The sequence below is a fragment of the Nocardia canadensis genome (genome assembly GCF_032656385.1).
GTDB classification, from domain to species: Bacteria; Actinomycetota; Actinomycetes; order Mycobacteriales; family Mycobacteriaceae; genus Nocardia; species Nocardia canadensis.
Genome location: NZ_JAVCWB010000010.1, coordinates 34,670 through 53,637, shown reverse-complemented (window position 1 = coordinate 53,637; position 18,968 = coordinate 34,670). Strand labels below are relative to the sequence as shown.

The window sequence follows — 18,968 nt, the reverse complement described above, 5'->3', positions numbered from 1 at the left end:
CAACCGTGCTCAGCTTCTTCGGCCGCCAGACGTTTGCGAAAGCGACTGCGCCGCTGGGCAAAGCGCTCGTCGGTACCGGGCTCACCCCGGACGCGATGACACTGATCGGTACCACCGCGACGATCGCCGCCGCGGTCACGCTGTTCCCCACCGGGCACCTGTTCTGGGGAACCATGGTCATCTGGCTGTTCGTCATGTTCGACATGCTGGACGGGGCGATGGCGCGGGCCCGCGGGGGCGGCACGAAGTACGGCGCCGTCCTCGACGCCACCTGCGACCGGGTCGCCGACGGCGCGATCTTCGGCGGCCTGGCGTGGTGGGCGGTCTACCACGAGCAGAGCAAGGAGCTGTTCGCGGCGACGCTGGTCGTGCTGGTCACCTCGCAGGTGATCTCGTACGCGAAGGCGCGCGCCGAGGCGAGCGGCCTGTCCGCCGACGGCGGGCTGATCGAGCGGCCCGATCGACTGGTCATCGTGCTGGTCGGCGCCGGGCTCACCGGCATCGGCGGGCACTGGGGCATCGAGTGGCTCACCTGGGCCGTCTACGTCGCCATGTGGATCCTGGTCGTGGCCAGCGTCGTCACCGTCTTCCAGCGGGTGCTCGCGGTGCGCAACTCGCCGGGCGCGCGGACCGTCATCCCGCCCACGCCGCAGCCCGACGCGGCCGGAGGTGCGGCGTCGTGAGCCTCACCGAGCGGATGAGCGATCTGGGTTACGCCGCGGGCTGGCGGTTGGTGCGGTCGGCACCGGAACCGCTGGTGCGCAAGGTGTTCGATCTCGGCGCCGACCGAGCGGTCAAGGGCGGGGGACCGGAGCAGTTGCGCCGCAACCTCGCCCGGGTGCTCGGGGTGGGACCCGAGGCGGTCCCGGCCGAGCTGATGCGCGCGAGTATGCGCTCCTACGCCCGGTACTGGCGCGAGGCGTTCCGCCTGCCCAGCATGGACCACAGCACCATCGACTATTACGTCGACGGCCTGGAACACCTCGACGCGGCCCTGGAACGGGGCCGCGGCGTCATCTTCGTGCTGCCGCACTCGGGCAACTGGGATATGGCCGGGGTGTGGCTGGTGCAGCACTACGACACCTTCACCACGGTGGCCGAACGGCTGAAGCCGGAATCGCTGTTCGAGCGGTTCGTCGCCTACCGGGAGAGCCTGGGCTTCGAGGTGTTCCCGCTGACCGGTGGCGAGCAGCCGCCGTTCGGGCAGCTCGCGCACCGGTTGCGGCAGAACCGGATCGTGTGCCTGATGGGCGAGCGTGACCTGACCGGCAAGGGGGTGCCGGTCGACTTCTTCGGCGAGCGCACCTGGATGCCCGCCGGCGCGGCCAAGCTGGCCATCGAGACCGGCGCCGCGCTGATGCCGGTGCACGGCTGGTTCACCGTCGAAGCCGACGGCACCGAGGGCTGGGGGCTGAAAACCGAAGCGCCGCTGGATGTCTCCGGTGGGGTCGCGGCCGCCACCCAGGCGCTGGCCGACCGGTTCGCCGCCAATATCGCCGAGCATCCGGCCGACTGGCACATGCTGCAACCGCTGTGGGAGGCCGATCTGTCGCCCGAGCGGCGGGCGCGGATCTCCGCCGCGCAGACAGGGGGCCCGCGGTGAAGATCGGCATGGTCTGCCCGTACTCGTTCGACGTTCCCGGCGGTGTGCAGGCCCATGTGGTCGAGCTGGCCCGGGTCTTCCTCGAACGCGGACACAAGGTGAGCGTGCTCGCGCCGGCCTCCGACGACACGCCGCTGCCCGACTTCGTGGTGTCGGCGGGCCGCGCGGTGGCGATTCCGTACAACGGGTCGGTGGCGCGGCTGTCGTTCGGCCCGATGGCCTACACCCGCATCCGGCGCTGGATCGACAGCAACGATTTCGACGTGCTGCACATCCACGAGCCCAACGCCCCGAGCCTGTCGATGCTCGCGCTCAAGATCGCCGAGGGCCCGATCGTCGCGACCTTCCACACCTCGACCACGAAATCGTTGGTGCTGAGCACTTTTCAGGGGGTGCTGCGGCCTTACCACGAGAAGATCAACGGCCGCATCGCCGTCTCGGAGCTGGCCCGTCGCTGGCAGGTGGAAGCACTCGGCTCGGACGCGGTGGAGATCCCCAACGGGGTCGACGTCTCGGCGTTCGCCCGGGGTCCGCTGCTCGACGGCTATCCGCGCGCGGGCAGGACGGTGCTGTTCCTCGGTCGCTTCGACGAGCCCCGCAAGGGCATGGACGTGCTGCTCGGCGCGCTGCCCACCCTCATCGGCCGGCACCCCGACGTGCAGATCCTCATCGTCGGGCGCGGTGACGAAGACCGGCTGCGCCGCGAGGCGGGCCCGCATGCGGAGCATCTGCGCTTCCTCGGGCAGGTCTCCGACGCGGAGAAGGCCGCCGCGATGCGCAGTGCCGATGTCTACGTCGCGCCGAATCTGGGCGGCGAGAGTTTCGGCATCATCCTGATCGAGGCGATGGCCGCGGGCACCCCGGTGGTGGCCAGCGAGCTCGACGCGTTCCGCCGGGTGCTGCGCGACGGAACCGCGGGCCTGCTCACCCCCGTCGGCGATTCCGCCGCCCTGGCCACCGCGATCGACACCGTCCTCACCGACGACGAGACCAGGCAGCGGCTGGTGCGCACCGCGACCCAGGTGGTCGCCGCCTACGACTGGCCCGTGGTGGCCGAGCAGATCCTGCGGGTCTACGAGACCGTCACCGTCGGCGATCTCCGGGTGCGGGCCGCCGGATGATCACCTTTTCCGCGACCTCGGTCCTCGTTCTCGGGCTGATCGCCCTGCTCGTCCTCGCGCTCGGTGTCTGGGCGTATTCCACGGCCAACCGGCTCGACCGGCTGCACGTGCGCTCGGATCAATCCTGGCAGGCGCTCGACGCGGCGCTGGCCCGGCGCGCGGTGGTGGCGCGGGCGGTGGCGATGGCCATGGCCGGGCCGGTGAGCACCGACTCGCGCCGCGGCGAACGGGCCGCCCAGCTCGCCGCCCTGGCCGATCGCGCCGAGCGGGCCGATCGCGGTGACCGGGAGACCGTCGAGAACCAGCTCTCCACCGCGCTGAGCCTGGTCGACATCGACCAGCTGCGTCCCCAGCTGGTCGCCGAACTCGCCGACGCCGAGGCCAGGGTGCTGATCGCGCGACGCTTCCACAACGACGCCGTCCGCGACACCCTCGCGCTGCGCACCCGTCGTCCGGTGCGGGTGCTGCATTTGGGCGGTACCGCGCCGCTGCCGCACTACTTCGAGATCACCGAGCGGGCCACGCCCGCCGCGGCGACCGGCCTCGAGGTGAACACCACCCGCACCTCCGCCCGCGTGGTGCTGCTCGACGAGCAGGACCGGGTGCTGTTGCTGCGCGGCCACGATCCGATGCTGCCCGAGGTGGCGTTCTGGTTCACCGTCGGCGGCGGCGTCGAGCCGGGGGAGAGCCTGCGCGATGCCGCGGTGCGTGAGTTGTACGAGGAAACCGGTCAGCGGGTCGATCCGGCGGCGCTGCGTGGCCCGCTGTGGCGCCGAGTGGCGGTGTTCCCGTTCAACGGCGAGCTCATCCGGTCCGAGGAACTGTTCTTCACCCTGCGCGCCCCGAGCTTCGAATGGCGCCCGGCGGCCCTGAACGCGCTCGAGCGCCGCACCATCACCGACCATCGCTGGTGCACCCCGGCCGACATCCGTGCCCTCGACGATCAGGGCGAGGCGGTCTATCCGTATCACCTCGACGAACTGCTGGCCGAGGCCGCCGCGGCTGCCGCGGACGACACCGAGCACGTCGTACGCTCGATCCGCTGACACGATCGGGCGGCCGGTCGTCCTGGAACGCGGCGGGAGGCGATCGGTGGCGACTGGTCGGGGTTCGGTCGGTGTCGCGCTCGGCGATGTGGTCGGTTTCCGGCTCCGCGCCCATCACCTGCTGACCCGGAGCCGGGATCTGCTCGCGGTGGCCGGCGCGTGCGCCGTGCAGAACAGTCCGCCGGGATCGGCGCTGCTCGCCCTGCACGCCCGCGCCGAGGACGTCACCGTCGCACGGTTCGAGCACCTGGTCGGCACGGAGAAGTCGCTGGTGCAGACGTGGTGTATGCGCGGTGCGCCGTATTTCTTCCCGACCGCCGACCTGCCCGTCTTCACCACCGGTGTCCTGCCGACCACGGAGGCGGCGCGACTGCGGCTGATCGGTGGTGTCGAACCGGCCCTGCGCACCCTGGATCTCGGCCTGGACGACATCGTCGAGCGCGTCGCCGACCAACTCGTGCCGGTGCTCGCCCACCGTGCGCTGCCGATCGACGATCTCGGCCGCGACATCGCCGGGCGCCTCGCGCGCACGCTGTCCCCCGCCCGGCGCGCGGATTGGCGGGCGCCGGGCCCGTACGGCGCGAACCAGCCGCTGGGGGAGGCCGTCGTGCACTTCTGCGTCCGGATTCTGACGCTGCGTGGTCTCGTGTGCCTGGCACCGCGGAGCGACAACACCGCGCCGTTCGTCCTGCTCGGCGAATGGCTGGGAGCGTCGCCGCCACGGACCGAACCCGACGCGGCGCGGTCCGCGCTCCTGCGCCGCTACCTGCGGTGTTACGGGCCGTCCACGCGCAAGGACTTCGCCACCTGGCTGGGGATCGACGCCGGTCAGGTGGACCCGTGGTGGGCCGCGGCGCGGGACGAACTCACGCCGGTCGAGGTCGAGGGGCGGCGTGCGTGGATCCACACCGACGACCTGGACGATCTGCGATCCCCGGTCACCGCGCACGGAGTGCGCCTGCTCCCGCCGAGCGACCCCTACCTCCAGCTGCGTGATCGGGCGACCATCGTCGACCCGGCACACCACCGCGCGGTATGGAAGACGGCCGGGGCGCCCGGCGTGGTGCTGGCCGAGGGGGACGTCGCCGGCATCTGGCGGCCCCGCAAGAAGGGGCGCACGCTGACGCTGACCGTCACCGCGTTCCGGTCGATGAGCACCCGGTCGCGCGCGCAGGTGCGCGCGGAAGCGGCCGCCGTGGCGACCTTGCGCGGTGCCTCGGACGTCCACGTCGAGTTCGGCGCCGCACCCTGATCCGACCCACCACGCCGGGCGTCGCGGTCATGACGTTCGTCACCGGCACCGACCGTGGTAGGGACGACGCGTGCTGTCCGGCGGGCCACCGGAGCAGGCCAGCGGCAGGTGGTGGCGGCATCGTCGCTGGTCGTGGCAAGGCCAGTGGACCTCAACTGGCTATGAAGACCGATTTCGGACGGTTCTAGAATCGACGGTGTCCATAACGAGCGACCTGATTGGCGCACATGACACAGGAGACAGCCGTGACTACGCCTGAGACCACCAACACCGTCGGCACCGCCCGCGTGAAGCGCGGCATGGCCGAGATGCTCAAGGGCGGCGTGATCATGGACGTGGTCACCCCGGACCAGGCCAAGATCGCCGAGGACGCCGGCGCGGTGGCCGTCATGGCGCTCGAGCGGGTTCCGGCCGACATCCGCGCCCAGGGCGGCGTCTCCCGGATGAGCGACCCGGACATGATCGACGGCATCATCTCCGCGGTCTCCATCCCGGTGATGGCCAAGGCCCGCATCGGCCACTTCGTGGAGGCGCAGATCCTGCAGAGCCTCGGTGTCGACTACATCGACGAGTCCGAGGTGCTCACCCCCGCCGACTACGCCAACCACATCGACAAGTGGAACTTCACCGTCCCCTTCGTCTGTGGCGCCACCAACCTGGGTGAGGCCCTGCGCCGCATCACCGAGGGCGCGGCCATGATCCGCTCCAAGGGTGAGGCCGGCACCGGTGACGTGTCCAACGCGACCACCCACATGCGCACCATCCGCGCCGAGATCCGCCGCCTGACCTCGCTGTCGGAGGACGAGCTGTTCGTGGCCGCCAAGGAACTGCAGGCCCCGTACGAGCTGGTCCGCGAGGTCGCCCAGACCGGCAAGCTGCCGGTTGTCATGTTCACCGCCGGTGGCATCGCCACCCCCGCCGACGCCGCGATGATGATGCAGCTCGGCGCCGAGGGCGTGTTCGTCGGCTCCGGCATCTTCAAGTCGGGCAACCCCGAGCAGCGCGCCGCCGCCATCGTGAAGGCCACCACCTTCTACGACGACCCGGACGTGCTGGCCAAGGTCTCGCGCGGCCTGGGCGAGGCCATGGTCGGCATCAACGTCGAGGAGATCCCGCAGCCCCACCGTCTCGCCGAGCGCGGCTGGTGAGCTGAGGCCATCAGCGCCACAGGTATTCGGCGGGCGTCGTGCGTGAGCACGGCGCCCGCCGTCGTACGCTCAGTCCACGAGCGCCCGGGTGACGGCGTCGAGGCGATCGGCGTTCACCGGGTCGAAGTCCTTGCCCGTCAAGGGGAGCCGGGTCCGCCGCCGGAACGCGCTCACCGGCTCGGCGGGCGGTGCGTCGAGGAAGCGGGCCAGCGGTGGGACCGCGGTGCGCACCGAGTGCCCGAACACGGCAGCAGCGGCGTTGGTCAGCAGCCGCTGCGGGAGTGGCAGCGGCCGCGCCATGGCGGTGCGCGCCAACAGGGGTTGTAGAGCGCATAGCGGGTGCGGGCGGCGGGGTAGCGGCGCGGGAACGCCACGCCGAGCAGATCGTTGCCGCGCGAGGCCTGCATGGCCGCGCGGTGCCCGAATAGCGCTCGCGCAGGTGCGGGTCGTCCCAGTGGATTCGGCCCGGCATCCCACCGGGACCACAGACGTCGAGGATGACCGGGGGGCGGGAGCGCTCCACGGGCCACGACGCGGTGCGCGATCAGGCGCGCGCCCAGCGCTGCGACGGCTGTCTCCCGGAGTTTGCCGACCGCCTCGACGGCCCCGATCCGGAGTTGCGGGCCGAACTGCTCGGGGCGCTGCTGGTGGGTCTGGGCGTCCTGCGGTCGGCGATCGGCACCCCGGCGCTGGCCGCCGCGCCCGCCGATCGCACCCGAGCGCTGGTGGCCCGGAGGGTGAACGCGCTGGTCCGAGGCCCGAGTTACTGCCGTGTGGGCGTACCGTACAGTCGGTCCGTGACCGCGCTCGACTTCTTCTTGCTGGTCGTCGCGGGATTCTTCACCGGTCTGGTGGGGTTCGTCACCGGGATGGCCTCGATCGTTTCCTATCCGGCGCTGCTGGCGGCCGGGTTGCCGCCGGTGGCCGCCAATGTCACCAACACGGTCGCGATGGTGGCCGTCGGGGTGGGCGCGACGGCCAATTCGGGGCGCGAACTCGTCGGGCGGGGGCGGACGCTGGTGCGCTGGGCGGTGCTCTCGGCGATCGGCGGGCTACTGGGTGCGCTGGCGTTGCTGGTGGCCCCCGACGGCGCTTTCGAGGTGGTGGTGCCGTTCCTGGTCGCGATCGCCTCGATCGCCCTGCTGGTGCAGCCGTTGGTGCGCCGCCACGTCGGTGAGCTGAGCGCGCCGTGGATCGTGCCGCTGGGGATCCTGCTGATCTCCACCTACGGCGGCTACTTCGGGGCGGGCGCCGGTGTCATCTATCTGTCGATGATGCTGCTGTGTACCTCCGAATCGCTGTGGAGCGCTTCGGTGCTGAAGAGTTTCCTGCTCGGCATCGCCAATCTGGTCGCCGCCGTCGGCTTCGCGGCCTTCGGTCCGGTGCACTGGGGTGCGGCGCTGGCGCTGGCGCTGGGGGCGCTGGCCGGCGGCTGGTGCGGGCCGCCGGTGGTCAAGGTGATCCCGCCGACGCTGCTGCGGGTGACCGTTGGTGTGCTCGGTCTCGGTCTGGCCGTCTACCTGGCCCGCTGATGCCGGTAGGGTCGCACGCGTGGAGCTTCGGCAGTTGCGGTATTTCGTCGTGCTCGCCGAGGAACTGCACTTCCGGCGCGCGGCCGAGCGGCTGTTCATCACGACACCCACGCTGAGCCAGCAGATCCGGGTGCTCGAACGCGAACTCGGCGGTCCACTGCTGACGCGGGAACCGCGGGTGGAGCTCACCGCGGCGGGCCAGACTCTGCTGCGCACCGGCCGCGCCGTCCTGTCCGCCGCGGAGACGGCCGTGCGCGAGACCCGGCGCGCGAGCACCGACGGCGCTCAGGTGGCGCGCTTCGGGCTGCTCAACGGTGCGCCGCCGTGGCTGCCCGCGCGGTTCGACGCGCTCGCCCAGGCGATCGGCGCGCGCCTGGTCCTCACCGGCGGCACCACCGCCGACCAGTTGCGCATGCTCGCCGCCGACGAGGTGGACCTGGCGCTGGTGCGTGGGCCGATCGAGCTCGGCGAGCAGTACCTCGCCCGGCCGGTCGCCCGCGAGGGGCTCGGCATCGTGGTGTCCGCCCGGCATCCGCTCGCCCGGCCCAGCGAGATCACGCCCGAGCTGCTCGCGGATCAGGAGCTGGTGCTCTTCGCCCGCGACGCCGCCCCCGGTCTGCACCGCGCGCTGCTCGCCGAGCTGGCCGCGCGCGGCGCGCGAATCCGGCTCAGCGACCACGCGATGGGGCACGCCCAGCAGCTCGCGGTGCTCCCGCATCGCACCGACCTGATCGGCCTGAGCTCCGAGCGGGTCCGCGACCATCCCGGCCTCGCCTGGCGCCCGCTGCGGGACGGACCGATCACCGTCGACTACGTGGCGGTGTGGCGGGCAACGAGCAGCCATCCGATTCACGCCGCACTGGCCGACACGACCGCGACAGGCCCGTGGCGCGCACCGATGTGACCGCCGGTTCGCGTTCGCCCACAGGTGATCTCGCGGGTGCGTAGCCTGGAGACGGTGCACCACTCGGATGTTGAAATCGCAGTTCACGCAACACAAGTCGCTTCGGGAGTGATCCGGTCCGCGTTCCACGCGCCGCTCACCCGGTACGCCAAGGAGGGTGACGATTTCGCCACCCAGGCAGACCTCGCGGCCGAACAGGCCATTCTCGATGTTCTCGCGACCGCCTGTCCGGGTGATCGCTTTCTCGCCGAGGAATCCGGAGTCACCGGTGCGGCGCGCAGTGACCGCACCTGGCTGGTCGACCCCCTTTGTGGCACCAGGAATTTCGCGGTCGGCACGGAGTTCGTCGCGGTGAATGTCGCGCTGCGCACCGGCGCCGCCATCGGGGTCGCCGCCGTCGCCGATCCGTTCACCGACGAGGTGTTCTGGACGGCGGGACAGGGCGCCTATCTACGCAGCGACGGCGCGGATCAGCCGCTGCTACCCCGGGCCGACAGCCGGCTCGTCGATGTCGATCTGGATCACGAATTCCCCTGGTCGAGCCCCTCGCGCCTGTTCGACGCGCCCGGCTTCGCGGGGGAGTTCCACGCGCGGGTGCTGTCGACCTCGCTGGCGCTGGCCTGGGTGGCGGCGGGCCGCCGGGCCGCCTACGTCACCGGGGGAGACCTGCGCGACAGCGTGCACTTCGCCGCCGCCATCGCCGTGTGCGAGGCCGCGGGCTGCACGGTCACCAACCTGGCGGGCGGGCCGCTGCACACCGGCCCGCACGGGCTGATCGCCGCCGCCGACGCGCGGACAGGGGCCCAGCTCGTCGCCGCGGTCGCCGCACTGCGCTGATCGGTGCGCCCGGACACGAGCGGACCGTGGGGACCTCGGTGCGCTCGCGTCCGGGGCGAATCCTGGTGTGGCCAGGACTGTTAGAGATCGGCGAACACCGGTTAGGCCGTCGGACATGGAGTTTCCCCGGATCCGGTGCTGAGCTGGCCGTATGAGTGAGAACAGCACAGTGATCATCGGCGGCGGCTCGGGGATGGGTCTGGCCCTGGCGGCCCGATTGCTCGCCGACGGCGCCGAGGTGACCATCGCGGGCCGGTCGGCCGATCGACTCGCCGCGGCCGCGAAGGAACTCGGCCCACACCCCGGCACCCTGCGCACCGTCGTCGCCGACATCACCGTCGAAGCCGATCTCGCCCGGCTGTTCGCCGGGACCGGCACCGTCGACCACGTCGTCGTCACCGCCGCCGACATGACCGGCGCCTACCAGCCGATCACCGCCTTCGACACCGCGGTCGCGGCGAAGGTGGTGGCGGCCAAGATGATCGGACCCGCGCTCGTCGCCAAGCACGCCAGGGTCGCCGACCACGGCTCGATCACGGTGACCTCCGGCATCGCCGCCTATCGCCCCGCACCGGGCGGATCGCTGGTCGCCATGGTCAACGCCGCGCTGGCAGGCCTGGTCGCCGCGCTCGCCCTGGAACTCGCCCCGCTGCGTGTCAACGCGGTCTCGCCCGGCTGGGTGGACACCCCGATCTGGGATGCCTTCGCCCCCAGCGACAAAGTCGAGCGCCACCGCGCGATGGCGGCCCGGCTCCCCGCGGGCCGGTTGGGCACCCCCGACGACATCGCCGAAGCCTTCCTCGCGGTCCAGCGCAACCCCTTCATCACCGGCACCGTCCTGCATGTCGACGGCGGCCATCGCCTGGTGTGAGGACGCCTCTCACAGACCACCGTTGCCGGGTTCTCAGAGTTTCCTCACCATCGCTGGGTAGCGTCCGGGCCGTGGCATCGAGGCCTGCGTCGTGTGGCGCGGGTTCGTGCCGTCGCCCGCAGGGCGAAGATTCCTGACCCGACGTAAGGACGAGTGGATGAAGTTTGGCAAGACCGGACGTGTCGCTATCGCGGGCCTGGCCGTGGTCGCGGCCCTTGGCCTGAGCGCGTGCAGCGACGACAAGGGTGACAAGCCCGCCGCGAAGACCACCACCAGCGCCAAGGCCGCGGCCACGAACACCGCGAGCCTGCCGCCGGTGCCGTCTGTCGAGCAGCTCAACGAGCAGCTGACCACGGCGTTGGATCCGTCGATCCCGAACGAGCAGAAGCTGGATTTCGTGCAGGGTGGTTCGGCGGATCCGGAGTTGCCGAACCGGTTGGCGCAGGCGGCCAAGGATGCCAATGTGCAGGTGCAGGTCACGGAGGTGACCTCGTTCGGTGACAGTGTGAACGCGAAGGCGAATTTCACGCTCAACGGTCAGACCAATGTGGTGGATGTGCCGTTCGTGGCCGAGGACGGTAAGTGGAAGGTCCAGAAGACCTGGGCGTGCGGGATGCTGACCAATCTGGGGCAGCAGTCGGTCGCCTGCGCCTGAGCGCGGGAACCGAGAGCCCCGGCCGGACTACCGGCCGGGGCTTTGCGCTTTCTGGGGAAAGTCGCAGGGCGACAGCGTGTTACGGGCCGACCCGCAGCGCCGCCCGGTCGGGGTGGTCCCAGCGCACCGTCCAGGTGGCGGTCTCGGGCTGTTCGGCGGCGTGATCGCGCAGGGCGGGCAGTGTCCACTGCTCCGCGGGCGGCGTGCGGCGCAGCGCCGCCTGCTCGCTCAGCTCCAGCCGCACGGTGAGATCGAATTCCAGGCCGCGGCCCAGCAGCATCGGCCCGGCCAGCACCAGCACCAGATCGGCCTGCGCCGGGCGCAGGGCGGCCCTGGCCGACCGATCGCGGGCCTCGTCCCAGAGCGCGGGCAGCCAGCGACCGTTCGCCCGGAGCGCGTCGAGGAGCTCGCGGCGGACCGCGTCGTAGTCGAACCAGGCTGTGCGATAAGACCATGCGTCGTCGCGGCCGTATTCCATGCGCAGCGAGGCCGGGCGGACGAAATCGTGCAGCGCGACCACCTCGGCCGAGCGTCCCCGTTCGGTGAGCGTGGCGGCGATCCGGCGGGCCAGCTCGACCGGTGCCGCCGCGTCGGCGCCGTCGACGGCGAGCACGCGCCGCCCCGGCAGCGTGGCCACCCGGTCGGCGACGAGTTCCGCCACGGCGGTGGGGGAGGTGGGCGTGAACGACGGCACGGCACTATCACAGCAAATTCCGGGGCCCGGTGCCGAGCCGGACAGACCAGACGGTCGGCGACGGGATAATCTCGAGCGCATGGCGACTATCGAAGAGGCGCTCGAGATCGAGCAGCTGGAACGGGACATCTTCCGTGGTGCGGCCACCGAATCCCAGCTGACGCGCACCTTCGGCGGTCAGGTCGCGGGCCGGGCGCTGGTCTCGGCGGTGCGCACCGTCGACCCCGCCTTCCAGGTGCACTCGTTGCACGGCTACTTCCTGCGACCGGGCAATCCGGAGGAACCCACCGTCTACCTGGTCGAACGCATCCGTGACGGACGGTCCTTCTGCACCCGCCGGGTCACCGGCGTGCAGGACGGGCAGGCGATCTTCACGATGTCGGCCTCGTTCCACCGCGGTGACGAGGGGCCCGAGCACCAGGACGTGATGCCGACGGTGGAGGGCCCCGACGAGCTGCCCGATGCCAGCGTCACCATGAGTCCCGAGCGGCTGTGGGCGATGCGGGAGTGGGAGCACTGGGACATCCGCACGGTCCCGTCCGAGCAGGTCGCCCAGCGCGAGGGCTACGTCTCCCAGCAGCAGGTGTGGTTCCGGTACCGCCACAAGCTGCCCGACGACCCGCTGTTCCACGTCTGCACCCTCGCCTACATGAGCGATATGACGCTGCTCGGCTCGTCCAAGGTGGCCCATCCCGGCGAACCCACCCAGGACGCCTCGCTCGACCACGCCATGTGGTTCCTGCGCCCGTTCCGCGCCGACGAATGGCTGCTCTACGACCAGTCCTCGCCCTCGGCGGGCTTCGGACGCGCGCTGACCGGCGGCAAGATCTGGGACCGCGAGGGCAACCTCGTCGCCGCGGTCGTCCAGGAGGGTCTGATCCGGACCCCGCGCCACAAGTAGCCCGGGGTCTCAGCGCACCTGCACACGCAGGTGACACACCACGGTGTCGGTCATCCTGCGCAGGACCCGCTCGAGCTCGTCGCTGCGGTGGCTGGGCACGACACGGTCCCAGCCCGAGGGCGGATCGACCTCGGCGATGACGACGACCTTGCGCCTGCCCGCGAAATGCGCGCGCACGTAGGCGGCGACGGGTCCGCCGACGGTCGCGTCGCTGTCCTCGAGCAGGACCAGGCGCACCTCGGGATGCCACGCCTCCCACGCCGCGGCGAACGCGGCCGTCGACTCACCCGGTAGACAGACATGCACCGCGGTCACGTCGTCACCGATCGACAGGGCCGCCGACAGCGCCTCCCGGCTGAGCTCACACACCTCGGCGATCGGCACGATGATCGCGGTGCCCGTGCGGCGCGGCCGCGCGGGCAGGACGCCGACCACGCCCCGAGAGTGCTCGATCTTGGTGTAGGTGTGTCGGATTCGCTCCATGCCGAGCATCAGCGCGGGCAGGACCAGCACGATCAGCCAGGCGCCCTCGGTGAGCTTCATCGCGGTGGTGACCACAGCGGCGACGAAGGTCAGCAGCGCGCCGAAGCCGTTGAGCGCGAGCCGCCATCGCCAGCCGTCGGACCTGATCTGCCACCAGTGCCGGACCATGCCGGTCTGGGCGATGGTGAAGCCGACGAACACGCCGATCGCGAACAGCGGCACCAGCGCGTTCATCTCGCCCCCGGCGGCCACCAGCAGCACCGCGGCGCTCACGCCGAGGGTCAGCACGCCGTAGCGATACACCTGACGCGGGGTGGCGACGGCGAAACGGTGTGGCAGGCAGTTGTCGTCGGCGAGCAGCCGGGTCAGCGTCGGCAGGCCGCCGTAGGAGGTGTTGGCCGCCAGCGCCAGCAGTACCACCGTCGCGAACTGCACGACGTAGTAGCCGACGCCGTGTCCCAGCGCCGCCTCCGTGAGCTGCGAGAGCACGGTGGTGCCCGCGATCGGCCGCAGCGAGAACTTCTCGATCAGGACAGCCAGACCGATCAGCATCGTCCCGAGCAGCAGGCCCAGCGCGACCTCGGCCCGCTGAGCGCGCCGCACCCGGGGTTCCTGGAAGCTCGGCACCGCATTGGCGATCGCCTCCACACCGGTCAGCGCCGCGCACCCGCTGGAGAACGCCTTGAGCAACAGCAGCACGCCGACGGTGTGGATATCGCTCACCGCCGCCGTCCCGGCGGTGACGGCGGCGGGTTCGGAGCGCAGCAGCCCGCCGATGATCACCGCGAAGATGCCGGCGACGAACACCGCCGTCGGCACCATGAACGCGCGGGCACTCTCGGTGATACCGAGCAGATTCAGTGCGGTGATACCGACCAGCACCGCCAGGCAGATCCACACCGCGTACCCGTGCAGCGCGGGAAACGCCGAGGTCAGCGCGGCGACGCCGGCAGCGAGGGAGACGGCGACATTCAGCACGTAGTCGACGATCAGCGCGGCCGCCGCCAGCAGGCCGGCGCGATGCCCGAGGTGGCGTTCGGCCACCGCATAGGCGCCGCCGCCGTCGGGGAACGCCGCGATGACCTGGCGGTAGGACGCGATGAGGACCGCGAGCAGCGCCGCGATGGCCAGCGTGACCGGCAGGGTCATGCCGAGGCCGAGGCCACCCGCGGTCGCCAGCACCAGCACGATCGCCTCGGGACCGTAGGAGACCGACGCCATCGCGTCCAGGGACAGCCCGGCCAGGCCGGTGGAGACGGTGAGCCCGCGTCGGCGCGAGACGAACGGCGCAGGTCCGGAGCTCCCGCGCGGCAGTAGTGCGATCACCCTTGTGAGTGTCGGGCCGAACCGCCGGAACCTACCCCGGCGTTGACACAACCTTGACGGCGACCGTGAGCGGGCGCACATCGGACCGGCTCGTAAGCTCAGCGCCTGTGAACGCATCCTCCGCTGCCGCCCGGCCGACCATCGGCGTCCTCGCGCTCCAGGGTGACGTGCGCGAACACGTTGCCGCGCTGGAGCACTGTGGCGCCGACGCGGTGCTGGTGCGGCGCGAATCGGAGCTGGCCGCCGTCGACGGGCTGGTGCTGCCCGGCGGCGAGTCGACCGCGATCTCCAAGCTGCTGCAGGCCTTCGACCTGCTCGAGCCGCTGCGCGCCCGGCTGCGCGACGGGTTGCCCGCCTTCGGCTCCTGCGCGGGCATGATCCTGCTGGCCTCGGAGGTGCTCGACACCAGGCCCGACGCCCAGCACTTGTCCGGCATCGATATGACGGTGCGCCGCAACGCCTTCGGCCGCCAGGTCGACTCGTTCGAGACCGATCTCGATTTCACCGGCCTCGACACGCCGGTACGAGCCGTGTTCATCCGCGCCCCGTGGGTCGAACGGGTCGGTGAGGGCGTGGAGGTACTGGCCCGGGTGCCGCACGGTCCGGCCCGGGGCCGCATCGTCGCCGCCCGGCAGGGCAACGTCGTGGCGACCTCGTTCCATCCCGAGGTGACCGGCGATCTGCGGGTGCACGAGCTGTTCGTCGACCTGGTTCGTTCGGCACGGTAACGCCCGCGGCCACTGCGCGCCCGCGGCCCGAGTAGGCTGGATCGAGCTTGTCCGCCCGGGCAGACGCGCAACCGACCTGAAGGAAGTAGGGCATGAGCGGCCACTCCAAATGGGCCACCACCAAGCACAAGAAGGCGGGAATCGACGCCAAGCGCGGCAAACTCTTCGCCAAGCTGATCAAGAACATCGAGGTGGCGGCCCGCACTGGTGGTAGTGACCCTGCGGGTAACCCGACGCTGTACGACGCCATCCAGAAGGCGAAGAAGTCGTCGGTCCCCAACGACAACATCGAGCGCGCCCGCAAGCGTGGCGGCGGCGAGGAAGCCGGCGGCGCCGACTGGCAGACGATCATGTACGAGGGCTATGGCCCCAACGGTGTCGCCGTGCTGATCGAGTGCCTCACCGACAACCGCAACCGCGCCGCAGGCGAGGTCCGCGTCGCGATGACCCGCAACGGCGGCAACATGGCCGATCCGGGTTCGGTGGCCTACCTGTTCGGCCGCAAGGGCGTGGTGACCCTCGAGAAGAACGGCCTGACCGAGGACGACATCCTCGAGGTCGTGCTCGACGCGGGCGCCGAAGAGGTCAACGACCACGGTGAGGCCTTCGAGATCATCAGCGAGCCCGGCGATCTGATCGCCGTGCGCAGCGCCCTGCAGGCCGCGGGCATCGACTACGACTCCGCCGAGTCCGGCTTCCAGGCTTCGGTCTCGGTCGCGGTCGACGCCGAAGGCGCCCGCAAGGTGCTCAAGCTGGTCGACGCGCTCGAGGACAGCGACGACGTGCAGAACGTCTACACCAACGTCGATATCTCCGACGAGGTCGCCGCCCAGCTCGACGACGAGTAGAAACTCGCGCATCGCTCACGCACCGCCCCGGCCGGGACTTCGGCCGGGGCGGTGCGTGTTCCGGCTAGGACGCGCGCTCGGTGTAGTAGGCCGCCATCGCCGGGTAGTAGTCGGCGAAGCTCGGTCGCTCGGTCTGGGTGCAGGCGGCCACGAACATGTCCGCGTAGTACTCCCATCCGGGACCGATCTGCGGGATCTCGGCCAGCTGGTACTCCGAGGTGAGGTGATGGACCAGGCGCACGTCGGTGGCCGCCCCGGTGTCGAGCAGCGTCACTTCCAGCCGCCACACGCCGATCTGGTCGGTCGAGGACAGGCCCAGGTGGATCGGCGGGGTGCACTCGTCGATGTTCATGCCCGTCCACGGTTCGCCCTCCTCGAACCGCATCTGCACCCTGATGGTGTTGCCGGTGCCCGCCTGCCCCTCCCAGGTGCCGTACCAGCCCGCGGTCAGGTGCGGGTCGGTCAGCCGCGCCCACACCTCCTCGATCGGCAGGCCCAGCGACCGCGTGATCACCAGATCACGACCGTCGGGCGTCGGCTGGATCTCGCCGGTGGGTGTGGGCATGCGCGGTTCTCCTCGGCTCGGGTGGAGCGACGATCGGCGACGGTGTCGACGGTACGCCGCGATATCCGCTGGTGTCGCGCTCGGCGCGGCCAGCACAATGGACCCATGACCCGGATCGAGGCGGTACGCGGCGACATCACCGAACAGCGCGTCGACGCGGTGGTCAACGCCGCCAACTCCTCGCTGCTCGGCGGTGGCGGCGTCGACGGCGCGATCCACCGCAAGGGCGGACCCGAGATCCTGTCCGCGTGTCGTGACCTGCGCGCCTCGCACTACGGGAAGGGCCTGGCCACCGGGCAGGCGGTGGCGACGACCGCGGGTCGGCTGCCCGCGCGCTGGGTGATCCACACCGTCGGCCCGGTCTGGTCGGCCACCGAGGACCGCTCGGCCCTGCTGGCCTCCTGCTACCGCCAATCCCTGCGCGTGGCCACCGAACTGGGCGCGCGCACGGTGGCGTTCCCGGCCATCTCCACCGGCATCTTCGGCTGGCCGATGGACGACGGCGCCCGCATCGCCGTCGAGACCGTGCGCGCGGCAGGCCCGGCCGTCGACGAGGTGCGCTTCGTCCTGTTCGACGATCGCGCGCTCGCGGTCTTTGTTGCCGCGCTGGATTAGTCCCGTCGGGTAGTGTCCTGGCTCTATCCGCTTGTGCCCGAGGGGGACCGATGACCTATCAGCCGCCACCGCCGCCGTATCAGGGTGGATATCCGCAGGGCCAGGGCGGATATCCGCAGGGTGGGTATCCGCCGAACTACGGGTATCCGCAGCCGCCGAAGAAGAAGCCGGTCTGGCCGTGGATTGTCGGCGGTGTCGTGCTGGTGCTCGTCCTGCTCGGGGGTGGGTGCGCGGCGATCATCGGCGTGGCGGCCTGGCAGGTCGACAAAGAGGTCAACAGCAGCGCCGACCTGGTCTACGAGGTGAACGGCACCGCCTCGCAGGTCGACATCACCTACTACAGCGGCGATTTCGACCAGAACACCGCGAACGGGTCGATGGTGCCCTGGCGCAAGAACGTCACCGTCTCCGGCTTCGCCAAGATGGGCAGCATCACCGTGACGACGACGGGCACGGAGGAGGGCACCGTCAGCTGCCGGATCCTGCGTGACGGCAAGGTTCTCGACGAGGACACCTCCACCGGCTCCTTCGGCTTCGTCACCTGCAGCGTCACCATCGACTGACCGCGCGGCGCACGGGTGGCGGCGGGCCGCCGCCCGTGTCGCTGGTCGGGTGGGGCAGGAGAATGCTCTAGACTTTCGAACAACTGTTCGTGTCTTCGAAGGGGCTGCCGGTGCGGGTGATGGGCGTCGATCCCGGGCTCACCCGGTGCGGGCTCAGCATGGTGGACAGTGGGCCGGGGCGCAAGGTCGTCGCGCTCGATGTCGGGGTGGTGCGGACGCCGCCGGAGGCGGAGCTGGCGCTGCGGCTGATGGCCGTGGCCGACGCGGCCGAGGAATGGATGGACACGCATCGGCCCGAGGCCGTCGCGATCGAGCGAGTCTTCGCCCAGCACAACGTGCGTACCGCGATGGGGACCGCGCAGGCGGGCGGGGTGATCGCGCTGGCCGCGGCCCGGCGCGGGATCAAGGTCGCCTTCCATACGCCCAGTGAGGTCAAGGCCGCGGTCACCGGCAACGGCACCGCCGACAAGGCGCAGGTCACCGCCATGGTGACCCGGATCCTCGGGCTGCAGGTCGCCCCGAAACCCGCCGACGCCGCCGACGCGCTCGCCCTGGCGATCTGTCATTGTTGGCGGGCGCCGCTGATGGACCGGATGGCGGCCGCGCAGGCGCAGGCGGACGAGGTCCGCCGCCGCTACGAACAACGGCTGGCCGAACAACGAAAGGTGGTGCGCGGGTGATCGCGTCGGTACGCGGCGAGGTACTCGAGATCGCGCTCGATCATGTGGTGATCGAGGCCGCCGGCGTCGGCTACCGGCTCAACGCCACCCCCGCGACGTTGGCCGGGCTCAGCCGCGGCGAGGAGACCCGCCTCTACACGGCGATGATCGTGCGCGAGGACTCGATGACCCTGTTCGGCTTCGCCGACACCGAGGCTCGCGACCTGTTCGGCCTGTTGCAGACGGTGTCCGGCGTCGGCCCCCGGCTGGCGATGGCGGTGCTGGCCGTGCTCGAACCGGAGGCGCTGCGCAAGGCGCTGGCCGAGAGCAATGTCGCCGCGCTCACCCGGGTGCCCGGTATCGGCAAGCGCGGTGCCGAACGGATGGTCGTCGAACTGCGCGACAAGGTGAACCTGGTGCCGGTGCCCGCCGGCCCGCCCGGCGCGCAGGTCCCGGTCACCCCGGTGCGTGAACAGGTCACCGAAGCGCTCGTCGGGCTCGGATTCCCCGTGAAGCAGGCCGAACCGGCCGTCGACGCCGTCTTGGCCGACCAGCCCACCGCGACCACCTCCGTCGCCCTGCGCGCCGCTCTCGGCCTGCTCGGCAAGAACAGGTAG

The 18,968-nt window shown here is 71.0% G+C and carries 22 protein-coding genes and 1 pseudogene; 19 read left to right on the top strand and 4 right to left on the bottom strand.

Translation table 11 applies throughout. The features are described 5' to 3' along the window. Positions 1 to 5 precede the first annotated feature (5 nt). From pgsA to pdxS, 6 genes are all read left to right on the top strand, one after another. The gene (pgsA, locus tag Q7X29_RS23945; protein WP_218721175.1) at positions 6 to 683 is read left to right on the top strand and encodes a phosphatidylinositol phosphate synthase; all 678 of its coding nucleotides are present in this window, start codon (positions 6 to 8) and stop codon (positions 681 to 683) included. After that, positions 680 to 1,603: a phosphatidylinositol mannoside acyltransferase gene (locus Q7X29_RS23940; RefSeq protein WP_218721132.1), complete on the top strand. Its 924-nt coding sequence runs from the start codon at positions 680 to 682 to the stop codon at positions 1,601 to 1,603. Before pgsA ends, Q7X29_RS23940 begins: the two co-directional genes overlap by 4 nt. After that, on the top strand, positions 1,600 to 2,724 hold the full coding sequence (locus Q7X29_RS23935) for a glycosyltransferase family 4 protein (protein ID WP_316575447.1): 1,125 nt from the start codon (positions 1,600 to 1,602) through the stop codon (positions 2,722 to 2,724). Before Q7X29_RS23940 ends, Q7X29_RS23935 begins: the two co-directional genes overlap by 4 nt. Next, positions 2,724 to 3,770 carry an NUDIX hydrolase gene (locus tag Q7X29_RS23930; RefSeq protein WP_316576331.1) on the top strand — a complete coding sequence of 349 codons (1,047 nt, stop codon included), beginning with the start codon at positions 2,724 to 2,726 and terminating at the stop codon, positions 3,768 to 3,770. Before Q7X29_RS23935 ends, Q7X29_RS23930 begins: the two co-directional genes overlap by 1 nt. Before the next feature lie 46 nt (positions 3,771 to 3,816). Next, positions 3,817 to 5,022, top strand: a complete 1,206-nt coding sequence (locus Q7X29_RS23925) for a winged helix DNA-binding domain-containing protein (RefSeq protein ID WP_316575446.1) — start codon at positions 3,817 to 3,819, stop codon at positions 5,020 to 5,022. Between the two features lie 227 nt (positions 5,023 to 5,249). Further along, positions 5,250 to 6,170, top strand: a complete 921-nt coding sequence (pdxS, locus tag Q7X29_RS23920; RefSeq protein WP_218721129.1) for a pyridoxal 5'-phosphate synthase lyase subunit PdxS — start codon at positions 5,250 to 5,252, stop codon at positions 6,168 to 6,170. Between the two features lie 69 nt (positions 6,171 to 6,239). Here the strand turns inward: pdxS and Q7X29_RS23915 are convergent, their stop codons facing one another. Beyond that, positions 6,240 to 6,485 (bottom strand): hypothetical protein, encoded by a 246-nt coding sequence (locus Q7X29_RS23915; protein ID WP_316575445.1) that lies wholly within the window; start codon positions 6,483 to 6,485, stop codon positions 6,240 to 6,242. 182 nt (positions 6,486 to 6,667) lie between these two features. On the opposite strand from Q7X29_RS23915, the pseudogene Q7X29_RS23910 reads away from it, so the two are divergent. The 6 genes and pseudogenes from Q7X29_RS23910 to Q7X29_RS23885 all read left to right on the top strand — a co-directional run. Continuing rightward, positions 6,668 to 6,907 (top strand): annotated as a pseudogene (locus Q7X29_RS23910) (TetR/AcrR family transcriptional regulator); the annotation flags it as partial. 60 nt (positions 6,908 to 6,967) lie between these two features. Beyond that, entirely contained in the window at positions 6,968 to 7,702 is a 735-nt protein-coding gene (locus Q7X29_RS23905) for a sulfite exporter TauE/SafE family protein (RefSeq protein WP_218721125.1), read from the top strand. A 19-nt stretch (positions 7,703 to 7,721) separates the two neighbouring features. Continuing rightward, entirely contained in the window at positions 7,722 to 8,606 is an 885-nt protein-coding gene (locus Q7X29_RS23900) for a LysR family transcriptional regulator (RefSeq protein ID WP_218721124.1), read from the top strand. A gap of 24 nt (positions 8,607 to 8,630) precedes the next feature. Continuing rightward, positions 8,631 to 9,443 carry an inositol monophosphatase family protein gene (locus Q7X29_RS23895; protein WP_308248647.1) on the top strand — a complete coding sequence of 271 codons (813 nt, stop codon included), beginning with the start codon at positions 8,631 to 8,633 and terminating at the stop codon, positions 9,441 to 9,443. A gap of 151 nt (positions 9,444 to 9,594) precedes the next feature. Beyond that, positions 9,595 to 10,314, top strand: coding sequence for an SDR family oxidoreductase (locus Q7X29_RS23890; RefSeq protein ID WP_316575444.1), 720 nt, complete (start codon positions 9,595 to 9,597; stop codon positions 10,312 to 10,314). Between the two features lie 157 nt (positions 10,315 to 10,471). Then, complete coding sequence (locus Q7X29_RS23885; RefSeq protein ID WP_316575443.1) at positions 10,472 to 10,969, top strand: hypothetical protein; 498 nt, start codon at positions 10,472 to 10,474, stop codon at positions 10,967 to 10,969. Positions 10,970 to 11,048: 79 nt separating this feature from the next. Here the strand turns inward: Q7X29_RS23885 and Q7X29_RS23880 are convergent, their stop codons facing one another. After that, positions 11,049 to 11,663: a nucleoside/nucleotide kinase family protein gene (locus Q7X29_RS23880; protein ID WP_218721122.1), complete on the bottom strand. Its 615-nt coding sequence runs from the start codon at positions 11,661 to 11,663 to the stop codon at positions 11,049 to 11,051. A gap of 79 nt (positions 11,664 to 11,742) precedes the next feature. Between Q7X29_RS23880 and Q7X29_RS23875 the strand changes: the two genes are divergently transcribed. Continuing rightward, on the top strand, positions 11,743 to 12,564 hold the full coding sequence (locus tag Q7X29_RS23875; RefSeq protein WP_218721121.1) for an acyl-CoA thioesterase: 822 nt from the start codon (positions 11,743 to 11,745) through the stop codon (positions 12,562 to 12,564). A gap of 9 nt (positions 12,565 to 12,573) precedes the next feature. On the opposite strand, the gene Q7X29_RS23870 is transcribed toward Q7X29_RS23875, so the two are convergent. After that, entirely contained in the window at positions 12,574 to 14,373 is a 1,800-nt protein-coding gene (locus Q7X29_RS23870) for an APC family permease (RefSeq protein ID WP_449411951.1), read from the bottom strand. Between the two features lie 107 nt (positions 14,374 to 14,480). Here Q7X29_RS23870 and pdxT point away from each other — a divergent pair, with 107 nt between their 5' ends. Together pdxT and Q7X29_RS23860 are read left to right on the top strand one after the other, a co-directional pair. Next, the gene (gene pdxT / locus Q7X29_RS23865) at positions 14,481 to 15,101 is read left to right on the top strand and encodes a pyridoxal 5'-phosphate synthase glutaminase subunit PdxT (protein ID WP_316575442.1); all 621 of its coding nucleotides are present in this window, start codon (positions 14,481 to 14,483) and stop codon (positions 15,099 to 15,101) included. Positions 15,102 to 15,193: 92 nt separating this feature from the next. Beyond that, positions 15,194 to 15,949: a YebC/PmpR family DNA-binding transcriptional regulator gene (locus Q7X29_RS23860; protein ID WP_218721119.1), complete on the top strand. Its 756-nt coding sequence runs from the start codon at positions 15,194 to 15,196 to the stop codon at positions 15,947 to 15,949. 64 nt (positions 15,950 to 16,013) lie between these two features. Here Q7X29_RS23860 and Q7X29_RS23855 read toward each other — a convergent pair whose 3' ends face one another. Further along, positions 16,014 to 16,514 (bottom strand): SRPBCC domain-containing protein, encoded by a 501-nt coding sequence (locus Q7X29_RS23855; RefSeq protein ID WP_218721118.1) that lies wholly within the window; start codon positions 16,512 to 16,514, stop codon positions 16,014 to 16,016. 105 nt (positions 16,515 to 16,619) lie between these two features. On the opposite strand from Q7X29_RS23855, the gene Q7X29_RS23850 reads away from it, so the two are divergent. From Q7X29_RS23850 to ruvA, 4 genes are all read left to right on the top strand, one after another. Beyond that, the gene (locus tag Q7X29_RS23850; RefSeq protein ID WP_316575441.1) at positions 16,620 to 17,129 is read left to right on the top strand and encodes an O-acetyl-ADP-ribose deacetylase; all 510 of its coding nucleotides are present in this window, start codon (positions 16,620 to 16,622) and stop codon (positions 17,127 to 17,129) included. A 50-nt stretch (positions 17,130 to 17,179) separates the two neighbouring features. Continuing rightward, entirely contained in the window at positions 17,180 to 17,692 is a 513-nt protein-coding gene (locus Q7X29_RS23845) for an MmpS family transport accessory protein (protein WP_316575440.1), read from the top strand. A 110-nt stretch (positions 17,693 to 17,802) separates the two neighbouring features. Beyond that, positions 17,803 to 18,372, top strand: a complete 570-nt coding sequence (gene ruvC, locus Q7X29_RS23840; protein ID WP_189024891.1) for a crossover junction endodeoxyribonuclease RuvC — start codon at positions 17,803 to 17,805, stop codon at positions 18,370 to 18,372. After that, on the top strand, positions 18,369 to 18,968 hold the full coding sequence (ruvA, locus tag Q7X29_RS23835) for a Holliday junction branch migration protein RuvA (RefSeq protein WP_218721115.1): 600 nt from the start codon (positions 18,369 to 18,371) through the stop codon (positions 18,966 to 18,968). Before ruvC ends, ruvA begins: the two co-directional genes overlap by 4 nt.